The sequence below is a fragment of the Pedobacter ginsengisoli genome (assembly GCF_030244015.1).
GTDB classification, from domain to species: domain Bacteria; phylum Bacteroidota; class Bacteroidia; order Sphingobacteriales; family Sphingobacteriaceae; genus Pedobacter; species Pedobacter ginsengisoli.
Map to the genome: position 1 here is coordinate 813037 of NZ_JASSYX010000001.1, position 16180 is coordinate 829216.

General features: G+C 41.1%; 17 protein-coding genes. 9 read left to right on the plus strand and 8 right to left on the minus strand.

Annotated features, from left to right (window positions below; genetic code table 11):
• Nucleotides 1–23: 23 nt before the first annotated feature.
• Genes QEP08_RS03605 through QEP08_RS03615 form a run of 3 tightly spaced genes read right to left on the minus strand, consistent with a single transcriptional unit; the run spans nucleotide 24 to nucleotide 2007 of the window.
• Nucleotides 24–350, minus strand: a complete 327-nt coding sequence (locus tag QEP08_RS03605; protein ID WP_285055879.1) for a HesB/IscA family protein — start codon at nucleotides 348–350, stop codon at nucleotides 24–26.
• An 18-nt stretch (nucleotides 351–368) separates the two neighbouring features.
• Nucleotides 369–782 (minus strand): Fe-S cluster assembly scaffold IscU, encoded by a 414-nt coding sequence (iscU, locus tag QEP08_RS03610; protein ID WP_285055881.1) that lies wholly within the window; start codon nucleotides 780–782, stop codon nucleotides 369–371.
• A 13-nt stretch (nucleotides 783–795) separates the two neighbouring features.
• On the minus strand, nucleotides 796–2007 hold the full coding sequence (locus tag QEP08_RS03615) for an IscS subfamily cysteine desulfurase (protein ID WP_285055883.1): 1212 nt from the start codon (nucleotides 2005–2007) through the stop codon (nucleotides 796–798).
• 124 nt (nucleotides 2008–2131) lie between these two features.
• Between QEP08_RS03615 and mce the strand changes: the two genes are divergently transcribed.
• The 7 genes from mce to QEP08_RS03650 all read left to right on the plus strand — a co-directional run bounded on the left by mce (nucleotide 2132) and on the right by QEP08_RS03650 (nucleotide 7741).
• On the plus strand, nucleotides 2132–2536 hold the full coding sequence (mce, locus tag QEP08_RS03620; RefSeq protein ID WP_285055885.1) for a methylmalonyl-CoA epimerase: 405 nt from the start codon (nucleotides 2132–2134) through the stop codon (nucleotides 2534–2536).
• Nucleotides 2537–2843: 307 nt separating this feature from the next.
• Complete coding sequence (locus tag QEP08_RS03625) at nucleotides 2844–3092, plus strand: type B 50S ribosomal protein L31 (RefSeq protein WP_285055887.1); 249 nt, start codon at nucleotides 2844–2846, stop codon at nucleotides 3090–3092.
• A gap of 71 nt (nucleotides 3093–3163) precedes the next feature.
• Nucleotides 3164–4342: a putative sugar nucleotidyl transferase gene (locus QEP08_RS03630; protein ID WP_285055889.1), complete on the plus strand. Its 1179-nt coding sequence runs from the start codon at nucleotides 3164–3166 to the stop codon at nucleotides 4340–4342.
• A gap of 46 nt (nucleotides 4343–4388) precedes the next feature.
• Nucleotides 4389–5150, plus strand: coding sequence for a triose-phosphate isomerase (tpiA, locus tag QEP08_RS03635; protein ID WP_285055891.1), 762 nt, complete (start codon nucleotides 4389–4391; stop codon nucleotides 5148–5150).
• Nucleotides 5150–5989 (plus strand): 50S ribosomal protein L11 methyltransferase, encoded by an 840-nt coding sequence (prmA, locus tag QEP08_RS03640; protein ID WP_285055893.1) that lies wholly within the window; start codon nucleotides 5150–5152, stop codon nucleotides 5987–5989. Before tpiA ends, prmA begins: the two co-directional genes overlap by 1 nt.
• A 26-nt stretch (nucleotides 5990–6015) precedes the next feature.
• A complete protein-coding gene (locus QEP08_RS03645; protein ID WP_285055894.1) occupies nucleotides 6016–7386 on the plus strand; it encodes a UDP-N-acetylmuramate--L-alanine ligase in 1371 nt (456 codons plus the stop codon).
• A 25-nt stretch (nucleotides 7387–7411) separates the two neighbouring features.
• Nucleotides 7412–7741: a helix-turn-helix domain-containing protein gene (locus QEP08_RS03650; protein WP_285055897.1), complete on the plus strand. Its 330-nt coding sequence runs from the start codon at nucleotides 7412–7414 to the stop codon at nucleotides 7739–7741.
• A 10-nt stretch (nucleotides 7742–7751) separates the two neighbouring features.
• Here the strand turns inward: QEP08_RS03650 and QEP08_RS03655 are convergent, their stop codons facing one another.
• The 4 genes from QEP08_RS03655 to QEP08_RS03670 form a co-directional block, all read right to left on the minus strand.
• Complete coding sequence (locus QEP08_RS03655; protein WP_285055898.1) at nucleotides 7752–8870, minus strand: GNAT family N-acetyltransferase; 1119 nt, start codon at nucleotides 8868–8870, stop codon at nucleotides 7752–7754.
• A gap of 80 nt (nucleotides 8871–8950) precedes the next feature.
• Nucleotides 8951–9142, minus strand: a complete 192-nt coding sequence (locus QEP08_RS03660) for a hypothetical protein (protein WP_285055900.1) — start codon at nucleotides 9140–9142, stop codon at nucleotides 8951–8953.
• Nucleotides 9143–9486: 344 nt separating this feature from the next.
• Nucleotides 9487–12432, minus strand: a complete 2946-nt coding sequence (locus QEP08_RS03665) for a ligand-binding sensor domain-containing protein (protein ID WP_285055902.1) — start codon at nucleotides 12430–12432, stop codon at nucleotides 9487–9489.
• The gene (locus QEP08_RS03670) at nucleotides 12422–13201 is read right to left on the minus strand and encodes a LytR/AlgR family response regulator transcription factor (RefSeq protein ID WP_285055904.1); all 780 of its coding nucleotides are present in this window, start codon (nucleotides 13199–13201) and stop codon (nucleotides 12422–12424) included. The genes QEP08_RS03665 and QEP08_RS03670 overlap by 11 nt, the downstream gene beginning before the upstream one ends.
• 203 nt (nucleotides 13202–13404) lie before the next feature.
• Between QEP08_RS03670 and QEP08_RS03675 the strand changes: the two genes are divergently transcribed.
• Complete coding sequence (locus QEP08_RS03675) at nucleotides 13405–14121, plus strand: ferritin-like domain-containing protein (protein WP_285055906.1); 717 nt, start codon at nucleotides 13405–13407, stop codon at nucleotides 14119–14121.
• Nucleotides 14122–14132: 11 nt separating this feature from the next.
• Complete coding sequence (locus tag QEP08_RS03680; RefSeq protein ID WP_285055908.1) at nucleotides 14133–14981, plus strand: ferritin-like domain-containing protein; 849 nt, start codon at nucleotides 14133–14135, stop codon at nucleotides 14979–14981.
• Between the two features lie 64 nt (nucleotides 14982–15045).
• Here QEP08_RS03680 and QEP08_RS03685 read toward each other — a convergent pair whose 3' ends face one another.
• Entirely contained in the window at nucleotides 15046–16170 is a 1125-nt protein-coding gene (locus QEP08_RS03685; protein ID WP_285055909.1) for a CofH family radical SAM protein, read from the minus strand.
• Nucleotides 16171–16180: the final 10 nt, after the last annotated feature.

Here is a 16180-nt window from a genome sequence, read left to right on the forward strand (position 1 = left end):
TTACAAAGATATAAGAATATCTATTAAACTGAAAAACTCTCTCCGCAACCGCAGGAGCGGCTTGCATTGGGATTATGGAAATTAAAACCTTTGCCGTTCAAGCCATCGGAAAAGTCCAGTTCAGTGCCTGCAAGATATAGGAAAGACTTCATGTCCAGTGCTATCCTTATGCCGCGGTCTTCAAAAAACTGATCGCCTTTTTGCTCTTCATTATCAAAATCTAAATTGTATGATAAACCTGAACAGCCGCCACCTTTAACTGAAACACGCAAAAAATAGCTTTCGTCCATAGCTGCATCCTGCATCAGGTGTTCAATTTTGCTTTTTGCTTTATCTGTTATTGTGATCATGACGTTTTTATTGTATGCTTAGTGATGTGATTTAGCCAGTTCAATTGGTTCTAAACCATTTTTAACGCGGTAATCGTTGATTGCCGATTTAATAGCATCCTCTGCCAAAACTGAACAGTGGATCTTTACCGGTGGTAAGGCCAGTTCCTCAACAATATCCATATTGTCGATGGTCATTGCCTCATCAATACTTTTGCCTTTTAACCATTCTGTCGCCAGTGAAGATGATGCAATTGCCGAACCACAGCCAAATGTTTTAAATTTAGCATCGGTGATCATGTTGTTTTCATCGACTTCAATTTGAAGGCGCATTACGTCGCCGCACTCCGGTGCGCCAACTAATCCTGTACCAACCGATTTGCTGTCCTTATTTAAAGTACCAACATTTCTTGGGTTGGTATAGTGTTCCATTACTTTTTCTGAATATGCCATTTTTTCTATTTCTTTAGTGTTCTGCCCACTCAATTTTACTCAAGTCAATTCCTTCTTTAAACATTTCCCACAGCGGAGAAAGGTCTCTCAGGTGATTCACTGCTTTTTTAGTATTTTCTATTGCGTAATCAATTTCTTCTTCAGTAGTAAAACGACCCAATCCAAAACGTATCGAAGAGTGTGCCAGATCATCAGAAAGGCCCAAACTTTTTAATACATAAGAAGGTTCCAATGAAGCTGATGTACAGGCAGATCCCGATGATACGGCCAGATCTTTCATAGCCATCATCAGACCTTCGCCCTCAACGTATTTGAAAGAGATATTGGCCACATGGGGAAGACGATGCTGCGTATTGCCGTTTACATAGCTTTCTTCCATCTGGCTTAGCGCAGCTTCGAGTTTATCCCTCAGGGCCGATAAGCGTTTTGCTTCCCCGTCCATTTCCAAACGGCATAATTCGCAGGCTTTACCCAGACCAACAATGCCCGGTACATTTAAAGTGCCCGAACGCATACCGCGTTCATGACCGCCGCCGTCCATTTGCGCAGTTACTTTAACCCTTGGATTTTTCCGGCGAACATAAAGTACGCCAACACCTTTAGGACCGTACATTTTGTGAGCAGAAAAAGCCATCAGGTCAATTCCGTCTTCGTTTACATTTACCGGTATTTTGCCGACCGCCTGTGTCGCATCTGTCATGAACAGGGCGCCAAACTTATGGGCAATGGCTGATATTTCTTTAATGGGCTGAATCACACCAATCTCGTTGTTGCCATACATGATGGTCACCAGAATGGTTTGTTCTGTCATTGCCGCCTCAAGCTCAGCAAGGTCGATCAGTCCATCTTCCTTTACATTCAGATAAGTAACTTTTGCACCCAGTTTTTCCAGATGTTTGCAGGTATCAAGCACTGCTTTATGTTCAGTAGTGGCGGTGATGATGTGGTTACCTCTGTCCTGGTACATTTCATAAACACCCTTAATGCCCAAATTGTCAGCTTCTGTCGCACCTGAAGTGAAAATGATTTCTTTTTCAGTACAGCCAATCAGTTTGGCTACCTGCTCACGTGAGTAATCTACAGCTTCTTCAGCAACCCATCCAAAAGCGTGATTACGGCTGGCCGCGTTACCAAATTTATTGGTGAAATAGGGTAGCATAGCTTCTAATACTCTAGGATCCAGAGGTGTAGTTGCGTTATTATCTAAGTAAATAGGAAGTTCCATCGTTTTATTATATCTTATTGATAGACAAAGATACGAAAAAAGATTCCCAATAATTATAGATATTAGCGATCGGCGTATAGCTAAAACCCGCATTTTTACATTAGTTTAACCTTTTTACCGGTTTATGAAGAATATAGAGCATATTGGCATCGCAGTCAGAGATCTTGGACAAGCAGTCAGCCTTTACGAAAGGCTGCTCGGAAGCCCTTGTTATAAGACAGAAGAGGTGCCCTCAGAAGGTGTTAGTACCGCTTTTTTTCAGGTTGGAGAAAATAAAATTGAATTACTGGCCGCTATTCATAATGAGAGTCCTATTGCGGGCTTTCTTGAGAAAAGAGGCGAGGGCATTCATCATATCGCTTTTAAAGTAGCGGACATTTTATCCGAAATGGAACGTTTAAAAAGTGAGGGCTTTGTGCTGCTCAATGAAGTGCCAAAACAAGGTGCCGACCAGAAGTTGGTCTGCTTTGTACATCCTAAAGGGACAAATGGGGTACTTGTAGAGCTTTGTCAGGATCTGGTACCCTGACTTTCTCCTACCTTTCTGTGACTGTTTTGATGCTATTGCTGCTTGACGTCAGACTGTGTGTTTCTGGGGTGTATCAAAAAGGTTCAATGGCCCGGGGATCATGCAACTCCCTAGCAACCCTCTAGTAACCCCCTTGAAGGGGTTGTGGAAAGAAGAAAGCAAAAGCTTTTCAGTAAGTAGCGGAATGCAAGGGAACCAGGAGTTTTCCACATCTGCTGAATTTTATTTGTATACTACTTGTTTCTAAAAAATAAAAATCAGATATTTGCATCCTTAAAAATAAGCGACAAATAAGTTATATAATCATATGAAAAAAGATCTTCATCCATCAAGCTATAGATTTGTAGTGTTTAAAGATATGTCTAACGAATATTCTTTTTTAACAAAATCTTGCGTAGATACTAAAGAAACTATTCAATGGGAAGATGGAAATGAGTATCCTCTTTATAAATTAGAGATCTCACACACTTCGCACCCTTTTTATACCGGTAAAATGAAACTGGTTGATACAGCAGGCCGTATCGATAAGTTCAAAACCCGTTACGCGAAAAAGTAATTATACCAATAATAGAAATTATTTTAAGTCCCGTTGCTATTGCTTCGGGACTTTTTTTATTTTTGTAGCTTATGACAATCAATTTATTTGATGATGGGGCATGGCTTACGCTCCGTCCACTCTCTTTGACCAGGCCGGTTGCCGATCTGAGAATAGGAATTTTGACTATTGCTCAGAAATGGGAGAAATACCTGGGCGCAAATCAGGCGGGTTTCAGGACCATTTCTTATCTCGCACCAAAATATGCTTTGGCACAGAATGCAGGTTTGTTCATCAATGGCGCTGTCTGCCCTGACCGGAACCTCGCTGAAGCTGTTTCCGGTTTGAACCCGGGAGAATCATTAAAAAAGACAGGTCTGATCATTGCCTATAAAGCTGAGGCCGGTGAAATTCCGGACGATGAAACCATTGGTCTTTTTACATCAAAAAATTACGACGCTGAATTGATCAGGATCAGTTTTCCCGAAGATATCTTTAAATACAATGATACTGAACTGAAAAAAGATTTTGACCTGCTGACTAAAGGACGTCCATCCGCAAAATTAAGCAGTACCAATACTTTCATCGGTGATGATTTTTTTGCAGAGGAGGGGGCGGAAGCAGAATGTTCTACTTTCAACAGCAAAAACGGGCCTGTCTATATGGGCTATAATTCGCAGGTCTGGGAAGGCTGCCACATCAGGGGGTCTTTTGCGCTTTGCGACAACTCCCAGATAAAAATGGGTGCTAAAATATATGGGCAAACTACAATTGGTCCGCATAGCCGTGTAGGCGGTGAGATTAATAATGCGGTAATATGGGGTTATTCTTCAAAAGGCCACGAAGGTTATCTTGGCAATTCTGTAATGGGACAGTGGTGCAACATCGGTGCCGACAGCAATAATTCTAACCTGAAGAACAATTATGCAGAAGTAAAATTGTGGGATTATTCGACTGAGCATTTTCGCAAAACAGGCTTGCAGTTTTGTGGCCTGATTATGGCAGATCACGCGAAATGCGGCATCAACACCATGTTCAATACGGGAACTGTAGCCGGAGTAAGTGCCAATATCTTTGGTGCGGGTTTCCCAAGAAACTTTATACCCGATTTTGCATGGGGCGGTGCCCATGGCTTTGAAACTTACAGCCTCCACAAGATGTTTGAAACCACTGAAAAGGTTTACGAGCGCCGGAACATGGAATTTAACCAGATAGAGAAAGATATTTTAACTCAGATTTTTGAGGATACCAACACACACAGACACTTTTAAACCCTTGCCTGAGGTTAATCCCCGGCCTAAACAAATAAATTATATTATGAGAAAGAAAATAGTTGCAGGAAACTGGAAAATGAACTTGGATTATGCTGAAGGCATCTCTTTATTTTCAGAAATTGTCAATATGGTGAGAGATGAAAAGCAAGGTGAGCAGCTGGCCATCATCTGTGCCCCGTCAATACACTTAAACAGCCTTGCAAAATTAGGCGGCAATACAGTTAGCATCGGTGCACAAAACTGTCATCAGAAAGAAAGTGGTGCCTATACAGGCGAGATCTCTGCAAAGATGATCAAATCTGTGGGTTGTGAATATGTAATTATAGGGCACTCTGAGCGTCGTCAGTATTTTGCGGAAAACAATGAGCTGTTGGCGGAGAAAACAATCATTGCCCTGCAAAACGGTTTGACCCCTATTTTCTGTATCGGTGAGACACTGGACGAAAGGAACAACGGCAGCTATTTTGAAGTTTTGAAGTCTCAGCTTGAGGAAAGTATTTTTGGTTTGTCCGCAGAAGATTTTGGTAAAATAGTGATTGCTTATGAACCTGTTTGGGCAATCGGGACCGGCTTAACGGCTACATCTGAACAGGCACAGGAAGTTCATGCGTTTATCCGTAAAGAGATTGCCGGTAAATATGATTCAGTGGTTGCTGACAATACAAGCATACTTTATGGCGGCAGCTGTAATCCTAAAAATGCCGGGGAACTTTTTGCACAGACTGATATTGACGGCGGCCTTATAGGAGGCGCATCATTGAAATCAAGGGATTTCGTGGACATCGTTAAAACTTTTAATGCTTAATGCAGTACATACAGGTTACTTTCAGCTTTGTGGGAATTGAGGAGTATCAAAAAGACCTATTGATTGCGGAACTTGCGGATATAGGTTTCAATACATTCGAAGATACACCCGGCGGTTTTGCTGCGTTTATCGATCAGGCAGGTTTCGATGAAACCCGGCTTAGGTCGGAGATGCTGCAGTTTGATGGTGATTTTGAGTATCAGTACGCTATTACCGAAATAGCGGCGGAAAACTGGAACGAGGAATGGGAAAAGAACTTTGAGCCGCTGATCATTGATGACCAGTGCTATGTAAGGGCCACATTCCATCAGCCGCAGCCCCAGTATGCTTATGAGATCGTCATTGATCCGAAGATGGCATTTGGTACCGGCCACCATCAGACTACAACCATGATGATGGAGTACATTCTGGCTGCAGATGTAACGGGTAAAACCGTTTTAGATATGGGTTGCGGTACAGGAATCCTGGCTATCCTGGCGGCAAAAAGAGGAGCGGGTCCATTGGTTGCAATTGATAACGATGAGGTTTGCTACCTGAGCACCCTGGAGAACTCGGAACTGAACAATATCACTAATATTGCTGCATTATGCGGCGGTAAGGAAGCTATACCAGATACCAGCTTTGATGTCATTTTTGCAAATATAAACCGAAATATCCTGCTGGACCAGATATCAAATTATAGTAAAGTACTAAAAGCTGGCGGGAGTATTTTCTTTAGTGGATTTTATGAATCTCCGGATCTTGATATGATCCGCAGAGAATGTGGATCTTTTGGGATCAGGTATATTGACCATAAGAAAAATGGGGAATGGGTGGCCGCCCGCTTTAAGAAAGACTAACAGGTCCTTTATTTAAATCAGATAATATGCGTATACATTTTATTGCCATAGGCGGTAGTGCCATGCACAATCTCGCTATAGCCCTGCACAAAAAGGGATATCAGGTAACAGGTTCAGATGATGTCATTTTTGAGCCTTCCAGCAGCCGGCTCAGCAAATATGGTCTGCTTCCAGGGCAGATGGGATGGGACGAAAACAACATTACCTCAGATCTGGATGCAGTTATTCTGGGGATGCATGCCCTTAAAGATAATCCTGAGCTGTTAAGGGCCCAGCAAATGGGTTTAAAGATCTATTCTTATCCTGAATACATTTATGAACAGACCAAAGATAAGCTCAGGGTGGTAATTGGCGGGAGCCATGGAAAGACTACAATTACTTCTATGATCCTCCATGTGCTGAATTATTATAAAAGAGACTTTGACTACCTGGTGGGCGCTCAGCTGGCAGGTTTTGATACCATGGTGAAGGTTACGGAGTCAGCTCCGCTGATTGTTATTGAAGGCGACGAATATCTGGCTTCGCCAATAGACAGAAGGCCGAAGTTCCATCTTTATAAGGCCAATATTGCCGTCATCAGCGGAATTGCATGGGATCATATCAATGTCTTTCCAACCTACCAGGATTATACCAGACAGTTTGAGCTTTTTATAGAAACCATACAGCCAGGGGGAAAGTTAATTTACTGCAATGCAGACCATGACCTGAACGTCCTGGTAAAAGGTTTGACTGCGCCTGTTGAGACGACTGGCTATGGTATTCCTGAACACAAAGTAGAAAATGGAATTACTTTTCTCTTGCCTGATGAAACGGCTCTAAAGATATTTGGAGACCATAATCTTATGAATTTGAATGCCGCCAGACTGGTATGCCTGCAACTGGGTATTGATGGCACACAATTTAACATTGCGATCTCCTCTTTTACAGGAGCCGCGAAGCGGCTTGAATTATTGAATGCCGAAAACGAAACTAATGTTTATAAAGATTTTGCGCATTCGCCATCCAAATTAAAGGCAACTATAGAAGCTGTGGAAGCACAGTTCCCAACGAGGCAACTTGTTGCCTGTATAGAGTTGCATACATTCAGCAGCCTGAATAAGACCTTTCTTGAACAATATGCCGATACAATGACAAAATCTGACATTGCGATTGTTTACATCGATGAAAAGACTTTTGTGCAAAAGAAGATGGAGCCGTTCACACAATATGATGTTCAAACGGCGTTTAACAGTAAAGAAATACTATTTTTTAATAATTCAGCGTTATTAGAAGATTACTTATTAAATATAAATTTTTACCGCACCAACCTGTTGCTGATGAGTTCTGGAAACTTTGGTGGATTGGACCTCACTAAATTGGCACGTGAGTTGAATACAATTTCACCAAAAGAACAATAAGTATATATAAACCTAATTTTAAATCATGAACATTATAGGTAAAAACATTAGACAATTGCGCCAGAAAAATGGATGGAGTCAGGGAGAAGTGGCAAAGCGTCTAAGTATTTCTATTCCTGCATTTTCTAAAATTGAAACTGGTATAACTGACATTAACATATCCAGATTAGCCCAGATTGCCAATTTATTTGAAGTTTCAACTATGGATATCATTTCTAAAGAAGGTGAAAATCCTCAGTCTCTTAACTTTGAAGAGATCAATAATTTAAAAGAAAAACTTTCTCAAAGAGAAGAAGAGATCATTAAACTTCAAAAGAAGGTGATTGATCTTTATGAAGAAATCAGAGAGAAATAGGTTTCACCGATTAAAATATTTTACGCATGGTCAGGTGCCGTTTTCCAAAAATGGCACCTGTGGCATGATGGATGGATAACATTTTATCATTAAAGTCCCCAACCCAGGAAAGTTCCAGTTCGTCATACTGATCTAAAGGCAGCACGTATTCCTTGAGCTTAATAAACAGTGCCGACTCCAGGCCATGTTTTTGATAAGCACTTTTGGTCCCCATCACAATAGCCCGCATCCTGTTTACACCAACCCATCTTCTATAAACAAATTTAAGTTTCTCTAATAAGCCAAGTTTACCGTTAAATCCTTTGATCATTTGGTTCGCATCCGGAATAATGACCACAAAAGAGGCGGGCTCTCCATTAATGTAAGCAAACCAGATCAATTTCTCATCCATAATGGTCTCCATCTTCTTAAATGATTCTTCCAGCGTCTCTTTTTTGATCGGGACAAAATTCTCAAAATCCTTCCAGCCGTCGTTATAAATCTCCATCAGGTCGGTGACATATTTTTGTGCGTTCTTTTTAGAGAAATGCTCAAAAGTGTAACCTGGTTTATTTGCTACCCAATTGGCGATCTTTGTAAACCTTTCGGGAAATGGATTTCTTACCGCCAGGTGATTGGTGATCTGTTCGTATTCTTTTTTAAAGCCGTAGTCCTGAAAAAAAGAATGATAGTAATCAGGATTATAATTCATGCCAAAGGAAGGCGGAGTAAACCCTTCTACAAGAAGGCCCCAGAACGAGTCGTTTTCTCCAAAACCGATGGGACCGTCCATAGCTGCCATTCCATTTCGTTGCAACCATTCCTTCGCGGTGTCAAATAACAAAAAAGCCGCAGTTTTATCATTAATGCACTCAAAATACCCCATGCCACCTGTAGGTTGTTCATACTGATAAGCTTTTTTTTCATTGATGAAAGCTGCAACCCTGCCAATGGTTACGCCCTGGTCATTATTCAATATCCATCTGGTACATTTGCCATGTTTAAAAAAAGTGTTTTTACTGAGATCAAAAATACTTTCTATATCCTGATTTAGGGGACGGATCCAGTTGTGGTCATTTTGATAAATGAGATCTACAATGTCTAAAAATTTTCTTGCAGTTTTTGTATCTGATACAGGTATTATCGTCATTCTGAGATTGGCGTGGAATTAAAATAAAAAGCATCCCAATATATGGAATGCTTTTCACACTAGTTTATAGCATATGCGTATTAATAATCGTCGTCGTCGTCATCCGCACCGTAGGTGTCAAATGTGTCCAGATCGTCTAACGGCAAATCAAAATCATCATCGTCATCATCATCGTACTTGTTACCGCTAATTGTTTCATCCTGCACATTTTCCATCTCATCATCTGGATCAACTTGTGGGCTTTGATTGATTGGTTTTTTTGGAGTTTTCATTACAAAAAGTATAATTCCCTAAGTTTTTTATTTATGATTTAAATTTACAAAAATCTTTTGAATAGATCTTTGCTACTCCAAAAATAGTATAAAAATCAATTTTACGGAAAAGATTGTTTGCAAAAAAAAATGGTAAAGCTATGAACTTTACCATTTTTTAACACACAAATGAAACCTGAATTGAGATATAGTTTTAGGTTAGGTAAAATATCTGTATCAATTCTATAAGAACGCTTTTTACAAACTATGTTTGTTTTAATATCTATAACAAGTTTAATGCAAATTTGTAACCGATTTCTTTTTAATTAGTAAGTGGTATGAAATATTGAGTAAACGGTATTTAGCTACCTCAAAGGGATCACAATGGATACAAAAGTGCCCGATTTTCCGTTTTGACGAATCTCCATTTGTATAGGATTGGGTTCAACCTGGTTCAATAAATTGATCCTCTCCTTGGTGAGATCCATTCCTTTACTCACATGTTGTCCTTTTTTCTCTTTCAGTGAATTGTCTATTCCAATACCGTTGTCTATAATCTGAATAACCAGATGTCCACTGTCCTTCAGATTGATGTCAATGTCGATTTTACCACCGTCTTCACTGGGCATTATACCATGCCATATTGCGTTTTCAATGTATGGCTGAAGGATCATTGAAGGGATGGTTGTTTCTTCTTTATCAATGGCATTATCAATGGCAATGGTATAGTTGAATTTCTCACCAAATCTTTTTTTCTCCAGGCTAAGGTATAGTTCCAGGTATTCCAGTTCTTCTTCGAGCGTTATATAGCTTTTAGTACAGATCTCCAGGTTTTTTCTGATCAGCCTGGCAAAGCCGGTCAGGATCTTATTGGCTGAGGTAGTGTCTTTGGTGTTGATATAATGCTGTATGGAGTTCATTACATTAAAAACAAAGTGCGGGTTCATCATGGCTTGTAATGCACGTTGCTCGAGCATCAGGATTTTATTTTTAAGCAGAAGCTGTTCCTGTTCTTTGTTCTTTTGACGTTTTGTGACCATTACAGCAAGTTTGTATAGTGCAAGACCTGATGTGGTGAGGATGATAATGAAAAACCACGGTGTCTGCCAGAAATGCCGTTCCATTATAAAACTTACACTTGCAGGACTGCTCCACACACTGTTATCAGATTTTGCGCTTAGTTCAAAAGTATATTCTCCTGGTTCAAGAGATGAAAATTCCAGCCTCCTGTTCTTGGTTTCGGTCCATATACCATCTGATTTAAGACGATACCTGTAGGTTATGTTCTTGTTCTGAAAATCTATGGCACTGTAATGGAAGGTAATGTTATTGCTGTAGGGGTTCAGCATATGATTTTTCTCACTAAGGTCTAGTTTCACTTTGTTGTTGACAATAGACGAAATAAAAACCCGGGGTGCTTCGCTGATCGTATGTTTTTTATTGATAGAAAAGAAAACCAACCCGTTGTTGGTCGCAAAATATGCATTTCGATCATCAATATACAAGCCGTTTACCCCTTCAGCAAGTAATGCACTGGTATATTCAAAAGTTTCTATGTAAGCATCCCTGCCTTTAAAGGAAATCCTGTTAATGCCATTATTGGTGATCGTCCATACTTCGTTTCCCTTTATAAAGAGCTTTTTGCAAATGTTATCTATCAGGCCGTCTCTTTGGGTGATTATTTTAGTAATCTTCTTGTCTTTAATGTAGATAATTCCGTATCCATCCGTGGCAAGAACAATTGTACCATCATTTAATTCCTGAATGTCATTGATCCTCCTGGTAAGCAGAGGGCTCCTTTCATAATAGTTGTAAAGTTTCCCGTTTGAAAATTCCGACAATCCATTAATATTAGAAAACCAGAGACTTTTATCTTTATCATAAAATACACTGTATGACCTGTTATTAAAAAAATCTGCCTGTTGTTTGAAATATAATGAACTGTATTCAAACTTATTAATACGGTCAGGCAAAATAACTACACCGGATGAAAGTGCCATTGCAAGGCTTTTATCTCTGCCCAGGCTAAAATTCTTGATGACAAACATCAGGTTGTTCGCTTCTTTCAAATAATCAACTGTATGGGTTTTATGAATGTCCCCGATCCTTCCCAGTCCATAGTCAGAGGCGAAATATACAGAGTTGTCAGTAGTGTCAAAAGTAAGCTGTTTGATCATGTTAAATTTTCCTTTATCAGGAACCAGGAATTCGCTGACAGCGAAAGTATGACCGTCGACAATATTAATTCCTGCATAGTCAAGTCCCAGCCAGATCTGGTTTTTATCGTCCTTTGTGATACTCTTTACTACATCACTGCTTAGTCCGTTAGCGCTGTTGATGATGTAAAGTCTTTCATCTTTTTTTGGCAGCATATAAATGCCGTTATTGGTGGTAAACCACATGTTGCCCTTCGAATCCTTAATCACCTGGCTTGATAATATGTTTTGGAGATAGCTGCTTACTTTTCCTGATCTGTTTATCAAATGAATACCAGAGTTGTTGCTTAACCAGAGACCTTCACTGGGATCAAAATAGAAATAGCCCGGATCATTTTGTAAAAGATCAGGATTAATATTCAACCTGAATGGCGGCCCATTTCCACTTTTTATGTTCAACCCCATTTGGTCGATATATGCGATGGACTTGTCGGGCATGTTCAAAGCAGTTTTGTAAGAAAGGGGTAAAGAGCTGTGCGGTACTATTTTAAAATTGCCTTTGTCCAGTATTCTTACGCACCTGTTGCTATAGGCCCAGATCCTGCCGGTACGGTCTTCATGCACAAAAGTGTTGATGAACTGACTGCTGCTGTTGGCGGAAATAAATTTCATGATAGACTTTCCGTCCCACATGACCAGCACGTTTTTGTTGGTGCCCAGCCAGATCCTGCCTTTAGAATCCTGGAAAAAAGAGACAATTACCGCGTTAAATTTTAGAAGTTTCAGCAACTTCTTATTGATCTCATTGTATATTTTTCCATTTGAGAAATAACTGAGCTGACCATTCAGGGCCAAAAACCAGATTCTTCCGTTTCTGTCTTCTTTAAGCTGAAGAATCTGATTATCGGGCAAACCATCATCTACCGAAAAATTTTCAAATACCTTTCCGTCAAACCTGCTTACTCCGGCATCTGTGGCAACCCAAATATACCCTTTAGAATCCTGCATGGTGTAAAAGCAATTGTTACTTGGTAGTCCATTTTGGGTGTTGAAATGCTGAAGAAAGGTTGTCTGGCCAAACGCATCCATGCCGCTGAAAAATAGAATGATCAGCAGGATAATAGACCGGATTAAATTCAGGGCATTATTTTTCACTTTCAAAACTGGTATAGGACCTTACCTTTTCTGCTAAATCACTGGCCCGTCTTCTTGATACCGCAATTTTTTCTCCATTTTTTAACAGGACCTCATATCCGTTGCGGTAACTATATTCTTTAAGGTAATCCAGATTGATGATACTGGATTTATGAATCCTTACAAACTGATGCTCCGGTAATATTTCTTCATACTCTTTCAGTACTTTAGATACAGTTATCTTTTCCTCGTTTGCAAGGTGAAAAACTGAATAATTGCTGTCTGCTTCAATGTGTACAATATCTTCGATACCGATCAGGCTGTACCCTTGTCCATTCGGTAAACTGATTTTCCGGATCTCATTGCGGTCGGATAGATTTACAGCCAGGTTTTGCAGGCTTTCAGTTCTGCTTTGCCCTGTCTTATTCATTGAAATATGTTTTGAGGCTTTGTCTACAGCTGCTTTGAGCTCATCTATGTCTATAGGCTTGAGCAGGTAATCCAGTGCGTTTGCCTTTATGGCTTTCAGTGCATACTGATCGTACGCAGTGGTAAAGATGACATGGGCTTTGCTGTGCTGTACGTTTGGGATCAGTTCAAAGCCATTTTCACCTGGCATCGCAATGTCCAGAAAAATCACATCTATAGTATTCTGCGACAAAAGGGACCTTGCTTCGGCAACAGATTTCGCAATTCCTGAAATATGGATCTGCTCACAATTTTCTTGCAGCAGGAAATATAATGATGAGCGGGCGAACTCTTCGTCGTCGACTATAATGGCATTTAACACGCTGATTGGTTTTATTCTGGTGAATTTATTAAAAAAATGAATGATCAGTGAATATTTCTTCTAAACTCCTAAAACCGTTCTGTTTTTTCTTTCGTATGTGCTGGTATAAGCATTGAAAAAGCTTAAATAACTGAAACTTAATTGAACCCTTATGATAACCAGGTTAATGGCCATCATAGACCTTAAAACAAATTTAAAGACTTATGAAAAACTTACAAGAACAAAACACGCAGGAAGCGCAGAGCGTTTTTACAGCTCAATTGCAACGCCGTTCCTTTCTGCAGTACGCAGGCGCAGGGGCAGCTGGTATTGCCCTGATGGCAGCCGGATGTAAAAAAAGAGACAGAGGCATTCCTGAATATGAAGGTGTGACTTTAGATTTTAAAGATGATTTCGGTGTATTGAATTATGCCTATGCACTGGAACAATTGGAGGCTGCATTCTATATCCAGGTGGCTTCAGCGCCTCCTTCAGATTTTACTGCTGCTCAGAAGGCTTATTTTCAGGACATACAGTTTCACGAGATCGCTCACAGGGAATATTTTAAGAAAGCCCTGAGTACTGCTGCAATTGGCAGCCTTGAGGTGGATTTTTCAAGTATAGACTTTACCAGTAAAACCAGTGTTTTAGGAGCTGCGATGGCTTTCGAAGATTTGGGAGTCGCAGCCTACAATGGTGCAGGTGTAAGGCTGAAAGACACCAATTATTTGCTGGCTGCCGGAAAGATCGTTTCTGTTGAGGCACGTCACGCCTCGTATATACGTGATCTGGTATCTTACGGAAGTTTTGCAGACCTGACCACCCTGACCGCACTTGGTGCTAACAATGCAGGCGGACTAGACGCAGCTTTAACTCCGGATAAGGTTTTACCTATTGCGGGGAAATATGTGAAAACCAAAATTAACGTGATTAACCTTTAATTCCAAAAAACATGAATATTGTAAATATATTAGAAGAAATAGAAAAAGTTGACGGTGAAATCTATGAGAGATTAAATCCAAGAAGGGCTGCCATGAAGGACTTTTTCAACATGAGCAAAAAAATAACACTGGCGGCAATGCCTTTGGCAATGGGGTCTTTGTTTCAGAAAGCATATGGACAAACGGCGCCCTCATCTGTAACCGAGGTGTTGAATTTTGCTTTAACGCTGGAATATTTGGAATACCATTTTTATAACCATGCAGTTGTTGCCGCGCCTGGTTTGATCCCGGCCGGGACACCTGCAGTTGGAGCAATTACCACCATTCGTGACCATGAGAAAGCACACGTCGATTTACTAAAAGGTGCATTGGGTGGCGCTGCAAGACCAGCGTTAGCCTACACTGATTTTGATTTCACGGCGAAGGGAACTTTTCCTGACGTATATACCAATTATCAAACATTCCTGGCAGTCGCGCAGGCTTTTGAAGATACAGGTGTCAGAGCGTATAAGGGTCAGGCCGGTGTGCTTAAAGGAAACGCTGTGTTAACTACGGCGCTTCAGATTCACTCGGTTGAAGCACGTCACGCAGCGCACATTCGCTTTATGCGTTCGGGAGGTCCTAATGGAGGCGGTGCCGCGATTAAACCCTGGATCAGTCTGGGTGCTAATGGCGGAGCAAATGATACAGGCATACCTCAGGTTGATCCGGTATATGCAGGAGAGGACCTGGATGTACAAACCGGAGTGACCATTACCGGAATTGCCAATGGTGTTACTAAAGCTAAAGCCGTGGAATCATTTGATGAACCATTAAGTTCAGCGCAAGTATTGACCATTGCTGGCTTATTTCTCAAATAAGAAACCCAAATGAGTTTGTTTAAGTTTAAGATAGGGAAGAGGGCGAAAGCCTTCTTCTTTTTGCTTAATAAGTAATCACCTGTTCTTCCAGATGTTCGGGCAGATCACGGTAGTTGTATTGCTGTCCGCGCAGCTGAGGTTCAAAACCAGCTTCTTTAATGGCGGTCTGAATTCCCTTCGCAGTAAAGCGGTGCGGTGCACCGGCAGCAGAAACCACATTTTCTTCGATCATGATCGAGCCAAAGTCATTGGCTCCGGCGTGGAGACAAAGCTGTGCGGTGTTTTTTCCTACAGTTAGCCAGGACGCCTGGATGTTCAGTACGTTTGGCAGCATGATGCGGCTCAAAGCAATCATCCGGATATATTCGTCGCCTGACACATTGTTGCTGATGCCCCTCAGTCGCTTTAATAAAGTGCCGTCATCCTGAAAAGGCCAGGGTATGAAGGCTAGAAACCCTTTTGCGTGTACTGGTTTTTCACTTTGCACTTCTCTGATCCAGACGAGGTGCTCAAACCGCTCTGCTATAGTTTCTACATGTCCAAACATCATGGTAGCCGAGGTGGTAATGTCCAGCTGGTGTGCTGCGCGCATCACATCCAGCCATTCCTGTCCGCCGCACTTACCTTTAGAGATCAGCCTGCGTACCCTGTCATTCAGTATCTCTGCACCCGCTCCGGGCAATGAATCCATTCCTGCTGCTTTAAGTGTTTTCAGTACTTCAGTATGGGATATTCCTTCCAGTTTGGCTACGTGGGCTATTTCCGGCGGACCCAAAGCGTGCAACTTAAGATCCGGATACAATTCTTTGAGCTGTTTAAAAAGATCCGCATAAAACTGCAGCCCAAGATCAGGGTGATGGCCACCCTGCAGCAGGAGCTGGTCTCCGCCTAATCTGAACGTCTCTTCGATTTTTATCTTATAAGTTTCAATATCAGTGATGTAGCTTTCTTCATGCCCTGGTCTCCTGAAAAAATTACAGAATTTACAGTTGGCGATACAAACATTGGTGGTATTGACATTACGATCAATCTGCCAGGTTACTTTGCCGCTGGGCACTTGTTTTTTTCTCAGCTCATTTCCAACAAATGCGAGATCGGCAGTTGCGGCGTTATGGTAAAGAAAAACACCCTCTTCTTTTGTCAGAAAGTCGAAATTCAAGGCCCTTTGTAGTAAATCGGCAGTATTCATAGTGCAAACT